The organism is Pseudoalteromonas sp. G5_S1_54_S4 (assembly GCF_054968565.1).
In genome coordinates this window covers 40,410-59,375 of record NZ_JBQKUL010000023.1, presented here as the reverse complement: position 1 = coordinate 59,375, position 18,966 = coordinate 40,410, and the positions used below count along the sequence as shown (strand labels likewise).

Annotated in this window: 17 protein-coding genes; 2 read left to right on the top strand and 15 right to left on the bottom strand. The window is 43.5% G+C overall.

Features of this window, described 5'->3' with window-relative positions:
• Positions 1-826, bottom strand: an 826-nt coding sequence (locus ACTRWE_RS10485) for a DUF927 domain-containing protein (protein ID WP_462879970.1), incomplete at its 3' end; no start/stop codon positions are given.
• A 548-nt stretch (positions 827-1,374) separates the two neighbouring features.
• Between ACTRWE_RS10485 and drt2 the strand changes: the two genes are divergently transcribed.
• The gene (gene drt2, locus ACTRWE_RS10480; protein WP_199525110.1) at positions 1,375-2,655 is read left to right on the top strand and encodes an antiviral reverse transcriptase Drt2; all 1,281 of its coding nucleotides are present in this window, start codon (positions 1,375-1,377) and stop codon (positions 2,653-2,655) included.
• A 103-nt stretch (positions 2,656-2,758) separates the two neighbouring features.
• Here the strand turns inward: drt2 and ACTRWE_RS10475 are convergent, their stop codons facing one another.
• The 3 genes from ACTRWE_RS10475 to ACTRWE_RS10465 are packed head-to-tail and all read right to left on the bottom strand — an operon-like array spanning position 2,759 to position 3,483.
• A complete protein-coding gene (locus tag ACTRWE_RS10475) occupies positions 2,759-2,881 on the bottom strand; it encodes a hypothetical protein (protein ID WP_275668343.1) in 123 nt (40 codons plus the stop codon).
• A gap of 9 nt (positions 2,882-2,890) precedes the next feature.
• Positions 2,891-3,253 carry a hypothetical protein gene (locus tag ACTRWE_RS10470; protein WP_239982414.1) on the bottom strand — a complete coding sequence of 121 codons (363 nt, stop codon included), beginning with the start codon at positions 3,251-3,253 and terminating at the stop codon, positions 2,891-2,893.
• A 29-nt stretch (positions 3,254-3,282) separates the two neighbouring features.
• Positions 3,283-3,483 carry a hypothetical protein gene (locus ACTRWE_RS10465; RefSeq protein ID WP_024601501.1) on the bottom strand — a complete coding sequence of 67 codons (201 nt, stop codon included), beginning with the start codon at positions 3,481-3,483 and terminating at the stop codon, positions 3,283-3,285.
• Positions 3,484-3,769: 286 nt separating this feature from the next.
• Here ACTRWE_RS10465 and ACTRWE_RS10460 point away from each other — a divergent pair, with 286 nt between their 5' ends.
• On the top strand, positions 3,770-3,919 hold the full coding sequence (locus ACTRWE_RS10460; RefSeq protein ID WP_006793968.1) for a hypothetical protein: 150 nt from the start codon (positions 3,770-3,772) through the stop codon (positions 3,917-3,919).
• A 69-nt stretch (positions 3,920-3,988) separates the two neighbouring features.
• Here the strand turns inward: ACTRWE_RS10460 and ACTRWE_RS10455 are convergent, their stop codons facing one another.
• The 11 genes from ACTRWE_RS10455 to ACTRWE_RS10405 all read right to left on the bottom strand — a co-directional run bounded on the left by ACTRWE_RS10455 (position 3,989) and on the right by ACTRWE_RS10405 (position 18,936).
• Positions 3,989-4,855 (bottom strand): phage integrase N-terminal domain-containing protein, encoded by an 867-nt coding sequence (locus ACTRWE_RS10455; protein WP_199525111.1) that lies wholly within the window; start codon positions 4,853-4,855, stop codon positions 3,989-3,991.
• Positions 4,856-5,688: 833 nt separating this feature from the next.
• Entirely contained in the window at positions 5,689-6,438 is a 750-nt protein-coding gene (locus ACTRWE_RS10450) for a M48 family metallopeptidase (RefSeq protein ID WP_249406694.1), read from the bottom strand.
• Between the two features lie 14 nt (positions 6,439-6,452).
• Positions 6,453-9,755, bottom strand: coding sequence for a type I restriction endonuclease subunit R (locus ACTRWE_RS10445; RefSeq protein WP_462879968.1), 3,303 nt, complete (start codon positions 9,753-9,755; stop codon positions 6,453-6,455).
• A gap of 45 nt (positions 9,756-9,800) precedes the next feature.
• Positions 9,801-11,540, bottom strand: a complete 1,740-nt coding sequence (locus tag ACTRWE_RS10440) for an ATP-binding protein (protein ID WP_462879966.1) — start codon at positions 11,538-11,540, stop codon at positions 9,801-9,803.
• A 1-nt stretch (position 11,541) separates the two neighbouring features.
• Positions 11,542-12,627: an SIR2 family protein gene (locus ACTRWE_RS10435; protein ID WP_462879965.1), complete on the bottom strand. Its 1,086-nt coding sequence runs from the start codon at positions 12,625-12,627 to the stop codon at positions 11,542-11,544.
• Between the two features lie 11 nt (positions 12,628-12,638).
• Positions 12,639-13,811 carry a restriction endonuclease subunit S gene (locus ACTRWE_RS10430; protein WP_199525115.1) on the bottom strand — a complete coding sequence of 391 codons (1,173 nt, stop codon included), beginning with the start codon at positions 13,809-13,811 and terminating at the stop codon, positions 12,639-12,641.
• A gap of 80 nt (positions 13,812-13,891) precedes the next feature.
• Positions 13,892-14,752 carry a DNA damage-inducible protein D gene (gene dinD, locus ACTRWE_RS10425; RefSeq protein WP_199525116.1) on the bottom strand — a complete coding sequence of 287 codons (861 nt, stop codon included), beginning with the start codon at positions 14,750-14,752 and terminating at the stop codon, positions 13,892-13,894.
• Positions 14,753-14,764: 12 nt separating this feature from the next.
• Positions 14,765-16,303 carry a type I restriction-modification system subunit M gene (locus tag ACTRWE_RS10420; RefSeq protein ID WP_199525117.1) on the bottom strand — a complete coding sequence of 513 codons (1,539 nt, stop codon included), beginning with the start codon at positions 16,301-16,303 and terminating at the stop codon, positions 14,765-14,767.
• A gap of 2 nt (positions 16,304-16,305) precedes the next feature.
• A complete protein-coding gene (locus ACTRWE_RS10415; RefSeq protein ID WP_199525118.1) occupies positions 16,306-16,941 on the bottom strand; it encodes a restriction endonuclease subunit S in 636 nt (211 codons plus the stop codon).
• Positions 16,925-17,326, bottom strand: a complete 402-nt coding sequence (locus ACTRWE_RS10410) for a hypothetical protein (protein WP_199525119.1) — start codon at positions 17,324-17,326, stop codon at positions 16,925-16,927. Before ACTRWE_RS10410 ends, ACTRWE_RS10415 begins: the two co-directional genes overlap by 17 nt.
• Before the next feature lie 476 nt (positions 17,327-17,802).
• Positions 17,803-18,936, bottom strand: a complete 1,134-nt coding sequence (locus tag ACTRWE_RS10405; protein WP_199525120.1) for a tyrosine-type recombinase/integrase — start codon at positions 18,934-18,936, stop codon at positions 17,803-17,805.
• Between the last annotated feature and the right edge of the window lie 30 nt (positions 18,937-18,966).

Sequence of the window (18,966 nt, the reverse complement as noted above, 5' to 3'; positions counted from 1 at the left end):
GACTTTGAGAGCCATCTTTATTACTGCGCGATTTCGACATACCATTAGCTATTGTATAAATGGACTGATCGACGACCTCAGGGTCTACCTGATGCAGTTCATCCAAGCAAAGTAGTAAGTTATTATGTTCCACTGCTATTGCTTCTAATCCATTAGCCGTGCTTCTCCATGCATAATAGAAGTCAGTACCTGAGTACAAGCTTGCAGCCATTATTAAGGTCGTTGTTTTAGACGCTTTGGACTTGCCAAATAAGTGAACACCACAGCTGGGCCAGTTTAACCAGTGGAGTAGAGGGGCACATAACCCTGTACAGACAGTAAATGCAAGTAATGGGTTGTTTATACAAAGACTACCAACCTCTTTTTGCCAACTAGATAAGGTACCAGCGGAACTTAAAAAATCAGCTTCTTTTGTGCCTGAGTAGATAACTTGCTCATCCCCATTACTAATACACCAGCTGGGTGTAACAAAGCTATTATTAAGCCATCCTGTTTGAGTCGCGCTTTTATATCGCTTTTCTGGCCTTGCTTGAATAAGGTAGGAAATTATTGGGTCCCAAATACCTTTACGGCTTGATAGTGCAAGCCCTGTATCTACAAGTAATTCTTTTAACACCTTACCTTGATCATTAATTATGTGGCGCCGTGGTATCAGCTTGCGTATGCAAATACCGTCTAAGTTTTTCCACTCAACAAGCAAGCCGTAGTCTCGAGTACTGTTACCTCCTCTTGAAATGCCAAGCACTTGAATTGGGCCACACAAGAACCTTGGTTCTGAGTCAGTTGTAGGTGTGTAAAATAACCCTGAATCTCGTAATTCATACATGTTAGTAGTTACCTTCTAGTTTCTATTGGTTTCGGTTGTTTTCTCAAAACCAATTCAACCACGAAGGCAACTCTTAATTCCCTGAAAAGGGGGGGTTAGTGAAAGTGGGTTTTTTTTGGGTACGGGTGGCGAGTAAAAAGCTCAAGTGGCTTGAAATTAGGCATGCCTAATTGGAAATAAGATTCCAGATATCAAACTCAAAGAGTTTCTGAACTACGGTTTGTTATTGATAATAAGTCACAGCTATACTATATTGGTATTGCTTTGAGATGAGGGTTTACCAATTAGGCTCAAAGGCTTATAACATGTTGTCAAGTACTATCGGAACGCCAAACAAGGCCAACGATACGAACGATAAGAACACATGGACTAAGGTTGTCTTAATACAAATAGATGCCTCCTGGTTAATAGTTATATTATAATTCATGTCTAACATTACGCGGCTACGTATTTCAAGATGGTTACTTGAGTAACTTGGTTAAGCCGAGGTAAGGCGATTGGAATTGCCGCAGTTCTAAGTCTGCCTCGGTTTTGCTAGAGAGTTTATTATGGATGATGATACCCCTAGTTGGTATAGAAGTAGAGGATACCTTCACTTTGATGTGCCTGTCGGCAAGAAAAAAGCTATTCACATAACAACTAACCCAAACTACATAAAAAGACATTCATTTTATCCTTTTATAAATTATGCGGTTAGTTCAAAAAAAATAAATAAAGATAAGTCAACTGGTAAGATTTTAGTTAAAAATAAAGAAAGACCAATTGCTTACTCCTCCCATTTAGATAGTCATATATATGCTTTTTACTCTGAAAAATTAAATGCTCTTTATGAAGACAAGCTATTAGAGTACGGGCTTGAAAAATCTGTGTTGGCATTTAGGAGTTTGGGTAAAAGCAACATAGATTTTGCTTATGAAGCATTCATTAAAATTAAAGAAATGGGTGAATGCTGTGCGGTAGCGTTAGATTTCTCTAAGTTTTTTGATACTTTAAATCATGACTTATTGAAAAAGTCATGGTGTAAACTTATCAACAAAGAAAAGCTTCCCTCGGATCACTTCAATGTTTTTAAGTCCATAACTAAGTTTTCGACTGTAGATAAAATGGACCTTTATGAGTTATTTTCAATTTCCAAAAGTAACCCTAAAATTAAGCATAAACAAATATGTTGTGCCAAAGACTTTAGAAATAAGGTACGAGATGGGGGGCTAATAAAGTCTAACTTAAATGATTATGGTATACCCCAAGGTTCTCCTATAAGTGCGCTTCTATCTAACATTTATATGCTGGACTTTGATTTGGAAATGAAAAAGTATGCAGATATTCATGGAGGTTATTACTTTAGGTACTGTGATGATATGCTTTTCATTATGCCTAAAAGACTGAAAAAGAATGTTGCAGGATTTGCTGAAAAACATATCAAAAAGTTAAAAGTACACATTAACCCACAAAAGACAGAAATTAGACAATTTAATAAAGTTGGTAATACCCTTGAAGCTGATAGTCCTTTGCAATACTTAGGTTTTATCTTTGATGGTGAAAATATTTATTTACGCTCTTCTTCTTTGGCCCGCTATTCAGAAAAAATGAGAAGAGGAGTCAGCTTAGCCAAACAAACGATGAGGAAGTACAATAATATCAGGGCTATGAAAGGGGCAGATGAAAAAGATCTATACAAGAAAAAGCTTTACAGTAGATACACTCATCTTGGAGGGCGTAACTTTATTACTTATGGTCTTAGGGCTGCTAACAAAATGAATAGTAATACTATAAAAAAACAACTGAAGCCTCTATGGCGTCGTTTTCATGAAGAGATAGAGAAAGATTAGCTCTTTATAGATTAGTCGTCTTTCACTAAGTTTAGTTTGTATAAAAAGGCAAAGAAGGCAACTAAACCTAAGATTAGAGCACAACCTACAAAAAGCGGTATCATTAGCTAAATCTCCCTTCTTTAATTGCTTCAAATAGATCATGCTTTAATTTGTCGTAGTGGCGAGTAGCGCGGATAGCCAGCACCATTAACACCCATATTTGAAACCATTCATAATCAGTCATAAGTACACCTTAATGTTTCGTATTACCCAAGTAGATATTACCTTCCCAATTGCAAAGCTCTAAAATCCAGTTACTAATCTTCAACCGTTTAGTTGGATTTAGACCTGTGAAAGGAAAGAAAACCTGAGCGCTACGATTTTTAAATGCGGAAAAGGACTCCAGTCGAATATCCCAAATATCGTCATGTTCATTCATAACATCAAATGCAAACGCTTTTTGTGTGGTTAAAGCAACGAACATCTCTTCTTCCGTTTCATTGCGAAGATTAAGCTCTAAACCTAATGGCTCACACTCATCCTCGATACCAGCTAAGCGGATCTTCAGCTCATCATATACAGGCTTAAATGGCCAAAGCTCTTTATTTGTCATCATTTCCCCCTTTAAAATTAGGCATGCCTAATTTACAGATAGGTATCGTAGAGCTCGCCACGCGCTTTAGCGTCTTCAGCTTCTGCGCGAGTCATCTCTTCACCATCAGCTATAATGTTACCCATACCATCATCCAATTCATCTAGCTGATCATTTTCTTCAGAAACTGATAGCAAAACATCAACAACGCCTAATGCCACCAACCCTGTTACTTTTAACGCTTTTTTCCACATAGGAGACTCCTAAAATTAGGCATGCCTAATTTGGTTGATAATTGAGCTTGCTTTTAGTTAAGCCAATAAATCCTTTTAAATCAATATGGAAGATGTCTCACACGTTAAAATTTGAAACACTAAAAACAATAACTTTCATGTGGTTATAGTAAATTATTCAAAATCTATACTTTTACTTTTTTCAAAAAATAAGAATAAATAACTAGCTTTTTGCTCAATAATTGCCATCCTATTAATGCTTAACTTATAAGCGTTAATTTTTAAATCAATCTGATGGAGTAGAATTATGGCTGTTAAACATGTGCCAACTGGAATTGTTCACAAAGGAAGTAAAGGTGGAACAACAGGATGTGGTTTTGATACTAAAAAGGAAGCTACCCATTGGGTAGACTCTCACTCTAAAATCAATTGCGATAAAAACGGATGTAAAAACTGAGGGTTAGTAGATCAATAAACTAGGGCGATGTTAGTGTATTCGCCCATTCAAAATTAGGCATGCCTAATTTTAACTTCCCAAGTAAGCATAGGTTATCTTCAAACGTTCATGACCTAACTCTTGGCTAATTTGCTCTCGGACTTTGGTATCGTGATCATAATTGGCGGGCGACAGCTCTTTTCTATGCGGGCCGCCGTCAGCAGGGCATTTCCAACCTGTAAGCTCTAAATAACGCTCCCTTGCGTAATGGTGACGTAATCCGTGATTTTTATTTAATCCTACACGAACAGTTTCTCTGTCATACTCGCGCATTTGATCCACATACATTCGCTCAGGTTCAATTAGTGCGCCTTTGGTAACGACAGCAATATCACGTATGAGCTGTCGTTGAGATTCTTTTAAGATCGGAATTTTGCGGTATTTACCACCTTTAGCCCATGAGCCTTTTATTTGTAGAGTGTTAGCATCTATCAAAGAATAGGATAAGCTAAATTTCATACACTCTTCTTTTCTAAGCCCAAACTCTTGTTGTAAACGCAGGGAAAGCTTGATCAAGTCACTCTTGATCTTGGCATGCTTATCCATGTCTAACGTTTTTGACTTGCCAATGGGGTTGTTACGAACTCTTGGAATGCCGTAATCATCATTGCTACGTGAACAGATATTAGGTTTACCTATTTTTTCGGCAATCCAACGTAAGGCGGCCATTCTGTTTTTAATCGTTTTTGGTGCTAAACCTTCATCTTGCCAACGCGTTACAAGGTGATTGATATGTTTGGTTTTAAGACCTGATGGATCTCTTAATCTATAACCATGGCTAAGTAGTTGTGCTGCTGCAAGGTTTAATACTTTGCTACGGGTAGCTCTAGTGCTAAAGCTACTTTCGCGGTGTGTGTCGTTTACCATTTGGTGAAGTCGATATCCTAATTGGCTCATTTCATGTTCCTCATAAATTTAAAAAGTAATTTTGAAAGTATTGAGAAAAACACCAAACCGAAGACCAGGGGGCGAAATGCCAAAATAGGTAAGTTTTAAAGCCATATGAACGGTGCGTAACCGAGCATATTGTCGAAAGACATAAAGGCTAACTGGTCTAAAGCAACAAAGCTGAGCCGTGTGATTTCTGTCGAAATACAAGCGCGGACTACTGTGGTTTATATTTGTGTTGTTTATAGGGGGTGGTCGTATGACCCATAATGCTGCGAATGCAGCTCCTCAGGAACGTGTTACGGGCAGTGAGTACGCCCTTTTTCTTGATGCTCATTTCGAGCTAGTTCATAAATAAAATTATCACAGTGATCAGAGATTGCAACACCTTTTTGACACGCTCAAATCTCCATCCCTCTTCTGGCCCTGCAATTTTTCAGGGCGGATTGGGTGTCGAGGCATCATGAGCAGTGGCCTCGACGGGCGACTCTGCGAGTCGTCCCTACCTTTTTCTAGTAGGGACGACTCGTCGCCAATCCGCCTTAAAAAAACCGGGGAAAACTTAGGGGGGGTTTTTCTGACGCACAATGTAGGAAGGTCAGTTATAGTTCAAATCAGTGGTTGCACACCAGCCTCGTCTACTCTACAGACGACCTCTACCTAGGTTGCCGTATGGCTAATGGTACAACCGGGCGTTGCCCAAGAGGTGAACAATCCTAGTAGATGCTTTTTGGGTTTTTAGTCTACCATCTCAAAGGATAGTCGTATCTAGATAGATACGCGGCCTTAGATACTGTCAAGGCGACAAAGGTGTGCAGCTGCTATTTTACCTTTCGTAAAAATTAGCTAAATATGAAGACCGCCATCCCATCCAGCCGTTCTTTCGTCTTTTCCCACTTCGGCATTACCTGGCTCATCAGCCGGTAAAACCGCTCGCTGTGGTTATGCTCAGCTATGTGGCAAAGCTCGTGCAAAATCACGTAATCAATACACTCACGAGGCGCTTTAACCAGGTGAGGGTTCAGGGTGATTCGGCCATTGGGTGAGCAGCTGCCCCATTGGGTTTGCATCGTCACAATACGCAGTTGAGGACATTCATCCACCCAAAGGGCCTGCTCCAACATGGCATCGAAGCGTTTGGCGAAGGTTTCCTTAGCCCGTGCTTTGTACCAGTCAGTCAGTAGCTCTTTCACCTTGTCGGTGGACTTCGCTCGTACTGAAACTTTCAGTTTGCCACGTAGTAGTTTCACGCCTTGAATCTGCTCAGGCGCTTCAATCACTTTCAGCAGGTACTGTTTCCCAAGGTAGTAATGACTCTCACCACTGATGTATTGCCGAGGGGTGGTGAATTCAAGCTGTTTGCGGAAATCCCGAAGCTGCTCGTATATCCAGCGCCCACGCTTTTTAACAGCAGATAACACGGCTTCGCTTTCAGCACCCTCAGGAGCCGATGCGATTACCCGACAATCGGGATGAACCTTAATTAATACCTTGCCTGTGGCTTGCGGACGCTTAACTCGCTCAAACGTAATGTCCTCGTCACCATAGCGGAAGCTCATGGTCTGACTTTGGGGTTTAATCGGCACATTCATCTGGTTATACCCATTCAAGCACCGTTCAACCCGACCCGAGTGATCTGAACAATCATCTCAACAATCTTCTTGGCCTGATCCATTCCGCCACCAATGGCTTTGCATTCCTGGAACATGTGCGGCAGTAGCTTTTTACGAATGTCGGCTTCGATGTTCTGTGGATTGATGGAGTTTTCCGCGACAGAGGTTTCTACCGCCTGGTCAATTTCAAAGGCGACTTTTACCCACTTATCCTGAACTTGCTGGTCGAGGACAGCCAAAGCTTCAGGCAGCACTTTCTTGAAAACACCAAAGTATGCCTGGGCATGGCGATTACCGGCAAAGACATCGGGTATGTCGTTCAGGCGTCTGTCTTGAACTTGCTCTTCGAATTCACGGAACAGCATGTACTGTTTCAGTGGGTGGTCGAATAGTTTTTCAGCTTCCTCAATGGCTTGGCGCAGCAGCTTGGAGAACGCTTCCTGAGTATAAGGGTCATCCCGCAGCTCTTGCTCAATCATGCGGGTTACGCGGGTTTTGATGATGTCGGTTTCGTTGCGGGTTTTATCCTCGCTCCAGTCTTCCGGCTGTTCTTTTTGCCCCATTTTACCCACTTCATACACGCCACAGGGTTCTTTAACCTCTACACCTACCACGTGCTTATCAAGCAGCTTTTTAACCTGTTCGGCGTATTCGTCGTAATCAATCCTCTCGCCCGCATCTTGCTGCACCAGTTGGCGCAGGCTTGAGAATTGCTTAACCGTTTCTTTGTAGTGGCGGCGATCCTGGTCGCTAAAGCTCTTGTCTTCAAAGAAGGTGGCGGATTGCAGTGCTACCTTCAAGCAACTAGCGAAGGCCGTCAGGGCTTCGTAGAAGTCTTCACGCACCTTTAGATGCACGTCAACCAGCTCGCCGCTCTCTCCCGGCGCTAAAGGCTTTTGCTCTTCAATCTTCGGTACCAGCACCTGACGCAATTGCTCGATGTCGTTCTTATTCTTCACGCCATCGAATATGGCCCATAGCTGCTTATAAAGCTGTGGCAGGCGCTTGTATTCGGTACTCATCTGGTTGTAGAGGCCAGCAATATCATTGATGTCGTAACCGCCCTGAGTACGGGAAGCCAGATCCTGATATTTCTGAATGGTGGTATCCAGCTCAGCCAGAATGCCGCGATAGTCGATAAGTAAGCCAAACTTCTTCTTCGGATGCAGACGGTTTACCCGTGCAATCGCCTGGATCAGGTTGTGCTCTTTCAGCGGTTTGTCGATATACAAGACTGCGTTTTTCGGCTCATCAAAGCCCGTGAGCAGCTTATCAACCACGATGAGTATCTTCAGTGAATCATCTTTGTCGAAGCGCTCGATAAGATGCTTGGTGTAAGCCTGTTCATCCTGGCTGCCAACATTGTCTTTCCACCATTGGGTTATTTCCGGTGTGGTGGCCTCATCCACAGCAGTGTTACCTTCACGGCTATCGGGTGGGCTCATCACAACGGCCGATTCAAACAAGCCTGCTTCGTCCAGATACTTTTTGTACTTGATGGCAGATGCTTTGCTGTCGCAGGCTAACTGGCCTTTCAAACCTTCGTCGATGTTCTTTACAAAGTGGTTGGCAATATCCAGGGCAATCAAACGAATGCGGTCATCCGCACCGTATACTTGGCCTTTTTTGGCAAACTTGCGCTTCAGGTCGGCCTTTTGCTCGTCTGAAAGTCCTTCGGTAATACGCTCAAACCAACTGTCGATAGCGCGTTCATTTACATCCAGATCGGGAATACGCTCTTCGTATAGCAGCGGCGTCACCGTCTGGTCTTCTACGGCGCGCTGCATGGTATAAGCGTGCACAATGGGGCCAAACTTATTGGTGGTCTTGTCGTCTTTTAACAGTGGTGTGCCGGTGAAGGCGACAAAGGCAGCATTAGGCAGCGCCTGCTTCATACGAATATGGTTTTCACCACCTTGGCTGCGGTGGCCTTCGTCAATCAGCACAATGATGTCAGAGCTGTGGTTTACACACTCTGGCATTTTGGTTGCGGTATTAAACTTCTGAATAAGCGAGAAGATAATCCGCTCAGTGCCTTTGCCAATCTGTTCGGCTAGGCGTTTGCCTGAGGTGGCCATCGCTGCTTCTTTGTCTTTCTTCCCGGCCAGCTTGCCGCCAGAGGCAAAGGTTTTGCTCAGCTGGGTTTCTAAATCTACCCGATCAGTCACCACCACAATACGGCATTGCTTCAGGCTCTCGTGCAGGATCAGCGCCTTGCTTAAAAACACCATAGTGAATGACTTACCCGAACCTGTGGTATGCCAGATTACACCGCCTTCACGGCCACCTGTGCTACTTCGGGTATTGATGCGTTCAATCAGTCGTTTAATACCAAACACCTGTTGATAACGGGCGACAATTTTGCCAGCCTTTTTATCGAACAAGGTGAAGTAACAGGTCATCTCAAGCAACCGGGCAGGGCTTAACAAGCTGATCAGCAATTGATCCTGGCCCGTAACAGCCAGTTCTCCCGCAGCGGTCAGGCTCTGGTACCAATCCAGGTCTTTTGCCGGACGGTGGCTGAATAAGCCCGCTAACTGCTCATTTTTGAGCGTTTTGTTTTTGATGGCGTACATCTCGGCATCGGAGATGTCTTCTTCACGCCAGGCGGCCCAAAACTTTGCGGGCGTGCCACAGGTACCATAACGGCCTTCGTTGCCGTTTATGGAAAGCAACATCTGGCTATAGGCGAACAATAAGGGGATTTCATCATGGCGCTGGTTACGTAGGCTTTGCGAAATGCCTTCGTCAATGGTGGGGCCTTTTTTCGCATTACCATCCGGGCGCTTCGCCTCAATCACAACAAGAGGAATGCCGTTTATAAAACAGACAATATCCGGTCTGCGGCTCTCGACTCCGCCAGAGCGGGTAACAGTAAACTCTTCGGTAAATACAAAGCTGTTATTGGCCGGGTTTTGCCAGTCAATTAGCGCAACCGTCGGGCTGGCCTTTTTACCATCCACAAACTCAGTGACCGATATGCCATACATCAAGTGGTTGTACAGACGCTCATTGGCAGTTAACAAGCCTTCGTTAAGTGCGGGGCTGCATACCTCGGCAATCAGGTTGTCGATAGCCTTTTCAGACAGCGGGTAGCTCTTACCGGCAAAGGTAAAAGTACGCTTTTGAAGCTCACTGTGTAGCACTTGCCGTAAAACCACTTCATCGGCTTTACCGCCACGAGCGGCTAACGCGAGTTCAGGAGAGAGGAATGACCACCCGAGGTTGGTCAACAACGTCAGCGCCGGTAACTTGGCACTGTATTCTTCCTGAAATTTGGGTGTGTATTGTGTCATTCGTTATCTCTCTTCAACCCCTGGTACCCGAGGTGCAGCTTCGGGTTATGGTTTTGTTCTGTTTTGTCGGCGCATGTTTTCTACAGCCAATGCAAAATCGGCATTGGTAACGTCTTCTTGCCAACGAGACCAGAAATCTATTGTTGCGCTCAGTGGCTTTTCAGCAGGAGGATCAATTTTTATTCTACTCGGCAGCAGTACCGAGTCACCGACAACCATGGCTTCGCCAACATCCATGATGGGTAATGCTTCTAAGAGGCTTTCTAGGCTTTCTGGTAGTAATTTTCGAACAGTTGCTTGGTCATCCGCGTTTGTTAAACGCAATGAAATGATGTTGTTACACTGGCTTAGAATGGTGGCACTTACATCTGAAGGCCGTTGGCTCACAATCATGAGTGCAACGCCGTATTTTCGACCTTCCTTAGCTATCTTCTCAAATGCTTCGACCGCTCTGCGTTCAACTGGGTTGCCTTCTTTTCTTGGCAGATATAGGTGAGCCTCATCGCAGACAAAAGCAACTGGTCTGCGGCTATTCGGAGCAGTCCAAAATTGAACCTGATAGATAATACGAGCAACCAGGCCAATTATTACTGGCAGTATGTCAGCAGGAACCTCTGAGAAGTCGATTACTTTTATGCTTTGCTTTTGATTGCCAAAACCCATCAGTTTTTCAGCAATCATACTCAATGAATCGTATTGGTTGTATTTGTCCGGGCTATTGAATAAGAATCCATAGCGACGGTCATTCAAGCGGCTGGCCATGCGAACTAACAATCTAGAAAATTCGCCATTGAATGGGCCGTTTTTGGGGCCTCGTGATCCTTGAACCTTCTCTTCGTTTAGATATTTGAGTTTCCCAATAACTTCATTTAAGGAGTATGGGATCGGGCTGTCTAGAGTAAAAGACTGCAATAGATCGGTTCGACCATTCGCTTTTAAGAATGCTTTCTTTTGCTCTGTTATGGCATCTTGCACAACCACCACTTGGTTATGTGCACTGAACTCGCTGCGATCAACGAATAATGATTGAATCTCTTCCGAATTAAGCAACCAGTACGGCAGAAAGAGCAGTGAGTCATCATCTACGTTAACCTCATCCGGCCCAGGTACTCTCAGCTGCTTAGCATAAGAAAGTTCCTTGTACTCACCATGTAGGTCGAATACAACAAGGTTTGAAGAAGGTAGCTGCGAGCTTCTTTCCAAAATAGAGGCAACCGTCCATGATTTACCTGAGCCGGTACTGCCAAGCAAAGCGGCATGGCGCTGGAAAAGTTTATTGCCATCGACATAAGCGCGTGCGTTTTCATTAAGCTTATAAGAGCCCAGCTCCAGTGAGTGCTCTCCGTCGCCACACTCAGAAATAACACGCATGAATTCTTCTAGATGAGCGTCTTTAAGTACGTAACAGGTTGAGTCGATTTCAGGGACGTGATCAAGTGATCGTGAAAACTTATATTTTTGATCGACTGCATCCCAGCGGGCTGCACCCATCAAGGTGATCTTAACTGTATTGACTACGCTATCTTCAAAAGCATCTATCTCGTCAGCATCATCTTCAGCTATTTCCGGTGTAAGTGGCTGAGCGACCACCGCTTTGATGACTTTATCAATCATGCCAATCAGCCAACATTCAGTTGCACCACTGAGTTGCACGGTTACAAGCTGGCCAACTCTGGCTTTACGTAGATCTTTATCACTGTTAACCAGAATGGTTACTTTTCGGGTGTCAACTTCACGGATGTTGCCAAGTGTGTAGCTGTCATCATTGAAAGTAAAAAGTGCCATGTTACCCTCCTAAAAATTCGTTGGTAAAAGCGTCAAAACGCCATAATTCCTTGTCATCAATATGTAGCCAGTTTTCATACTTTGAGTTGTAGACCCTGCTTTTGTCTGAGTCAAACTGTTTGCAGATGAGCCACATGTTCGGACATTTATCTAGCCACTCTTCAATTCTTGGGTTCGAATCCCGAGTGATCACCAAAGCACGGCATTGGTCTTGTTCAAGCTTTTGTCTAAATGCGTTGTTAACAAGCTGGGAATTGTTAAAGCCAAACCCCAAAAATAGGAAGCTAGTATGGTTTCCGACAGCTGTGTCGTACTCAGCTAACTGCGCTCTGTCCTTGTGTAATCGTTGATATTTGCCCGTACCAGGAGTGATCATGGCCCGTACAACGCCGTCAGGCTTGTTGAGTATCCAGCTGTTACATTCAATAAGCTGAGCTTCCCATTCAAATGTATTTAACGAACCGTGTGGCTTGTGTAGTCGGATATGCTTGCACTCAACAATTCGTAATGGCGGCCTTGTCTTACCAAGGCCTTTCTGAATGGATTGAACTGACTTTTTTGCCTCAGCCCAGTCGTAGCGACGAAGGAAGCCACCGTGAAACCCGGTAATGTAGGGGATCTTATGCCGGACGAAGGCGTATTCAGCCAGCAAATCGTAATTTGGCGTGGCGACGTGAAGTTGTTTATCTGCCTGCGGTAAAGCTTCAACCAGTTTTTTCAATAGCGAGCCAGCAGGCCAATCGCACGTGCCTGACATGATTGAATGAGCGTAAGCATTATCCTGGTGCGCAACAAAGCTGGCAGTAAGCTCGACTATTCGATTGGTCAGAGCTTCTTCTTTGATGAAATCCATTGCAGATTCAAAATCATGACTACCGATATCAAGAGCAGAGACCACTTGCTGCCATTGTTGTGCTTGTGCTTCGGTCATTCCATGAGCAAGCTCGGCTCGAAGGTGGCGCTCAAGAGCTGGCATCCCAAAACTCAGATCAAGTGCACATGAAGTTCCTGTGCCAAATAATACAAACGGCTTGTCTGTAAAAAACTCAGCAATCGCTTGATATGCAACGTCCTTTGTTAGCTCCACGTGCATCCCCCTTAGCTCACCAAAACTCTTCGCTTTCCCGTCAATAACTGCTGCATCAGGGCTTTTTTCTCTTGCTTTATCGCTTCCAGCTTTTGTTGAAGGGCAGAGATTTCCTTATCGGCAGTAGAAAGTACTGCAGCGATTTTTTGTTGTTCTTCGCTACCCGGAAATGGTGTGACCAGACGAGAATAGATCGAAATCCAGTGTCGCTGATGTCCTCCGACAGAAAAATCCAGCAACTGCATTGCTTCGTATACGTACTTTATTGAAACACCTTCCTTGGCTGTCAGGATTTTCATTGCGCTGGATTTAGCCTTAAAAGGGAAATCCACGAACTTACTGTCAGTAGTAAAATCATCGAAAATTATGGCTGGCAGTTTTTCCGAAAATATTCCCGATTCTTCATCTGTATATCCGAGGATGAATGTCTTTCCAGCCGTAAGAACAGGTGTTGAAAAGTCATCACTGTAGTCTGTGCTCTCAACCAAATAGGGAGTCGGTTGTTGATAATCCAGCAAGTCTCCTAACTCGACCCTTTTCCACTCCCCACTAAACCTAACTCCATTCTTATCTAGTAATCGCTTTTTGCCGGTGAGCAGTTGTTGCATCAGGGCTTTTTTCTGCTGCTGGCTTTTGGCGAGCAGTTGTTCGGTGGTGGTGATGGCCTTCTCCCAGGTGGATAAGATTTGGGCGATTTTCTTTTGTTCGGGAAGTGGGGGAACAAGAACAGGAAACTCTTTAATTTGGGTTGAGTTAATACTTGCCAAGTTAGTGCTTCTCTTCGCACAGCTTAGAAAATAGGTTTTTCCATAATTGCTGGCCGCCAAAGCCGCAAGAAAAAAGGAATCTATAATGTCTTGGTTAGGTCGAACAGCAAATACGTGGTTTTGATGTAAACATGGTTCAATCTGACCCAGCCAGACATCCCCACGGCCTAGCTTATCGTAATCACCACCCTCGTTCATAAGTACATCACCGTACTTCAATGAATAGCGCTCAAGTTTATCTTGCTCGATCTCAATTGTTTTTACTTCAGTTAAATCGACATGCCCATCTTGAACATTAGCTACACGTAAGTATGGGACCTCAATGGGCGCCTTGAGACCTTTTTTTCCTTTCGCCACACCAGAGCGAACTTCGGCAATCTTTTCAAGAGCGATTCGATTCCAACCATTAGGCACCATATCCCAACTCCTCCAGATACTTGGCCATCTCGGTTTTCGGTTCGACCTTTTGGCCAATAATCTGTTCGTGCTCCATAAAATTATTCATGGTCTCTTTCCTCGTCACTAAGGATATCGGGGTTCTTAAGAGATTTTTTTTCTGCGGACGCCAATCTGCGCTCTACCTTCTTAATATCTTCTGCTGGAGGAAGGTTTTCCGGTCTTATACCTCGATTCAACAAAGTGTCTCGTACAGCTTGGTTATTAGTTACATGCTCACTGGATATTTGATGCTCGCGGGTCATTTGCTGTTCACGGGCATTATGTATAGTAATTTCAGTCGCAAAGTCTTTCGCTTTGAGAATAATAGTTGGAGCAAAGTCTGCCAGAGGGCGATTATCAGGTACTTGCCATTGAGCTTTCATAGCCTGTGTATTCTTGCCAAATAGGGCCGCATCACCTTTACTACGGATCAAAGCAAAGTTTTGATTACCACCTGTTTGCTCAAAAATTACACTAGATAGCTCTTTTTCCGTAGCTGATAGTTTTTGCCGTGCGAGTACTCGCTCTGCTTCCAATAAACGTTGTTCTATTAGCTCCGCTTTTCTGGTTTGCATGGCAAAGTAGGTTTGGGCAAACGCTATTTCTTGTTTACGAGGATCACCATTTTGTGCAATTAAATAACAGGCATAGCGAGTGAGCATTACATCATCTATTTCTCGTTGGCTACCCGAGCCTAACTCGACCATTTTCCCGACGTCGGCAAAATGGTCGTCAATGGTATGACCGCTAATTTCACATGCAGTTTTAGCTTTTGATATAACACTGACAAAATTATCCCATTTGCCATAACCCAAAAGATGTTGTAAATCGCGTGCAAGCCAGTACTCGACACTATTTTCAGTTTGCTGAGCATGACCTTCAAAGGTGGTTGTTAGAGATTTAATTTGCTTTTGTTCCATGTCATGTACTCCTTATTTGTCATCATTTAAATAGTTCAACTCAACCAAATAGCTAGTCATCTCGTCTTCTATTTTTGCTAATTGAAACTTCAGTTGCTCCCGCTCTGCTCGCACAGCCATCAAGTCAATTTCTTCCTCTTCTTCAAAGGTATCTACATAGCGTGGGATATTCAGGTTGTAATCGTTCTCTTTGATCTCATCCATACTAGCAACGTAGGCGTATTTTTCGACGCTGGTGTTATTGCGATAGGTCTCAACGATCTTGGCGATGTATTCATCAGTCAGCAGGTTCTGGTTTTTGCTTGCTTTAAACTCACGGCTGGCATCGATAAACAGAGTACTGGTATCTGACTTATCCTTGTTAAAGATCAGGATCGCAGCGGGGATACCCGTACCATAGAAAAGTTTCTCCGGCAGGCCGATAACGGCATCCAGCAGGTTTTCGTCGATCAGCTGTTTACGAATTTTTCCCTCGGACGAACCACGGAACAGCACGCCGTGTGGAACCACCACGCCCATTCTTCCGCTTTTGGGTTTAAGGGTTTCGATCATGTGCAGGATAAATGCGTAGTCACCTTTGGTTTTCGGGGGTACGCCACGGCGGAAGCGGCTGAACTTATCGTGTTCGGCTTCGTCGTGGCCCCATTTATCCAGACTGAATGGCGGGTTGGCGGTCACGATATCAAACAGCATTAAGTCGCCATTTTTATCCAGCAACTTGGGGTTACGGATGGTGTCGCCCCATTCAATTTTGTGGTTGTCTTCGCCGTGCAAAAACATATTCATTTTGGCTAGCGACCATGTAGAGCCGATAGCCTCTTGCCCGTACAGGGCGTATTGCTTGCTGTCGTGGTTGGCCATGACCTTTTGGCCACACTTCATCAAGAGCGAGCCGGAGCCACAGGCGGGGTCGCAGATGCTGTCGCCTGGTTGCGGGTCTAACAGCTCGGCAATCAGGTCACTGACCTCGGGCGGGGTATAAAACTCACCGGCTTTCTGCCCGCCGCTTGCGGCAAAGTTTTTGATCAGATATTCGTAGGCGTTACCGATCACATCCAGCGTGCCTACACGGCTGGGTTTGAGGTTCAGTTCGGGCTTAGCGAAGTCTGCCAGCAGATGACGCAGAATGGTGTTCTTTTGCTTTTCTTCACCCAGTTTGTCAGTGTTAAAGCTGATGTCCTGGAACACGCTTTTACCGGCGTCTTTCAGTTTGGTGCCGTTGGCTTCTTCAATGGCGTGCAGAGCCTGGTCAATGCGCTCGCCGTTACCAGGTTCGTGACGGTGCTCAAAGAGTGTATAGAAGCTGGCTGCTTTAGGCAGTACAAAGCGCTCGCTTTTCATCATCTCCTCGATGAGTTCAGGCTCGTCGCCGAACTCGGCCTTATAGCCATCGTAATGATCTTGCCATACGTCTGAGATGTACTTGAGAAACAGCATAGTCAAGATGAAGTCTTTATAAGTATCGGCGCTGATGGTTCCACGGAATGTATCACAGGCGTTCCAAAGCGCTTTGTTTATACTATCTTGGTTAATTTTTTCGTTTGCGCTCATTTTTAACTCGTCTCTTTAAGTAATTGCTGAAACATGCCTTGCAGCATGGTTTCACGGTTTTTTAATAGTGCTTGGGTAGCTTTTTGTTCTTGCTCCCATAGGTCATTCAAGTGCAGAATTTTCCATTGTGTTTCGATACATGGAACTTCGAGTTTTAACTGAGATACTGTTTTAGTATTCAGCATGGCAATATTTGTACCCTGACTTCCAGCACCTATAGACAGCGAATGCTGAATAGCAGCTCGGTTAAGCGACCAACATAGAAATTGCGGCAAAATTTTTGGTTTAGGAGTGAGCACTAAAAATTGGCTACTAACAACTAGGGGTAGATCTGAAGTAGAGCTACTCCCTATGTATGTAGCCCTGAAGTACCCGCCTTTTGAGCCCCTGGCTGGTATGATTACAGTACCAGATTCAACAAACGCCTTATTTTTACCTTCCCATTTGATTAGGGGCAATTGGCTAGGTATAAGTAAAGAGCTATTACTATGTTCCCATATTTCACGAACATCTTTTATTTGAGCTATGTGAGCATTGCCAATCTCTTTATCTACCTCTTCAGTTTTCTCTCGGAAAGTAAACCCGCTTCGAACATCAGCTATATTACTTAGTAGCTGATAATTATTGTGTATTTTCATATGAGCGCCATTCTGAAGAGTTATTTGTCAGCATGCAGCCAGCAATAGCTTTTGTATGTGACTCAGTTAAGAATTCGATTAAATCCCAACCAACGCTATCTGCATTTTCTTTAAACCAGTTTTGAACAGTCGCTGTTAGTTTTTGGCGTTTTTCGCAATGAGCTTTGTTATACAAAGAAATAATACGAGCAGACGAGCAGAAAAAACTACGGTCATTTGTTTTTATTATCTCTGGTGTTGGAAAAGGGTACTTTTCTTTACCAGAGATACGACTTTGCTTTGATTTATTTGATATAGATGTAATTTTTTTCAATACGTTTTCAGTTTTAACTAGTGTTACCTTTATGGCTTGCACACTTTTAAAACTCTGATACTCTTGTTCCATAATTCAATCTCCTCTTATGCTTCTCGGCATGGTTGATTTTGAATTGCAGTGATAGGCGGCAACCTATCACTGCAAAATCTTCAATAAAAAATACAGTAGAAACTCTATGTATTGGTTTCATGTATACATAGTGATTCAAAAATTTATTTTTGTCAATATTATTTTTACAGTAGAATCTCTACGCTAAACTACTCCTTTCAAACCCTGTAAAGCCATAAATCGGAACCCCGCAAGCTGGGCCCCCTTGCTCCGCAACCCTTCGGGCGATTTCTAGCTTGACTGGCTTTTCTCTGCGTAGTGAAGGTTATCCAAGAGGTATGCGGCGCTCTGAGTGGCAAGCACTCGACGCTTTCCACACCTCCTGGATACAACTGGCTTATCAAATAAAAACGGGAAAGAGGGAAGGTAAATAAATTTATATTTATCTGTTTTTATTATATTTTCCCAGTTTCCCATATTTCCCAACCTAATATCCTTTATTGAAATAGGCTAGGTAAGGTGGTCATTGCCTCTTTTCGCTTACGATCTATGATGTCTGTATAGATTTGTGTCGTTTTTAATTCTGAATGACCAAGTAACTTTGATACGGTATAAATATCAACATCATTAGTTAGCATACGTACAGCAAATGTGTGTCTCGCACAGTGAAAGGTAATGTGCTTTGTAATACCTGCTCTGAGCATCCATTGGCTTAGGGCAACATTTGTATAGCTTGAGTATCTTAAGCCTTTAAAAACACGTTCATGGGCTTCTCCTGGCGAGTCTAAAAGCATAGTGGCATCAGATGGAAGGTATAAGTACTGAAGTTGCCCTGTTTTAATGTGATTAAAAGTTGCTCGTGGATCTATCATTGTGAGTTTTTCCCACGTTAGCTTTTGAATATCACTCCAGCGCATACCTGTGAGGCATCCGAATAAGAATGCTCGCTTCAGTACATCATACCGGCACTCTGTTTTATAAAGTGCAGTTACTTCTTCCTCTTCTAAGTAATTACGAGGGTTTTGCTCTATCTTGATGCTTTTTACTTCGTTTACAGGATTTCGACGAATAATGCCTTCATGAAATGCTTTGTTTAAAGCTGCTCTCACTTTGTTGAAATAGCATGATGTAGTATTTGAAGAGAGTAGCTTATCTGATTTTGTTCGTGCATGTTTTATTAGGTATGTTCTGAACCCAAGTAATACATCAGCATCGAAGTCAGCAAAGGATAAAGGGTTACCATCACAATATCTCTTCAGATGCATTAACGATGACTCCCACAATGATACGTTTGATGGGCTATCAGTGTGCTCTTTGTCGTTTATTATTTGCTGCATGTAGCTATAAAAGCTTTCTTGCTGTTTTTCTGAGTCTTCAAAGTGGTGCTTGTTGTTAGCTAAATCGACAATCGCTTGCGCTCTTATCTTTTCTGAAATATCTAAGGTCTTTTTATTGTGGTCACGTTGGAACTTGTCCTTAGGATTAGCATAAATGAACAAGTCCATTGATTGTCTTTTACGGCGTTTAACTCGTTTGCCGTTTTCGTTTAGGTAAGAACCATAATTTCTGGTTAACAGTAGTTGTTGGCGGCCTGTACTATCAGGTGACTTTTTCTCGATAGTTAATTTCATAATAACTTCCTCTTTGGTGGACCAATAGTG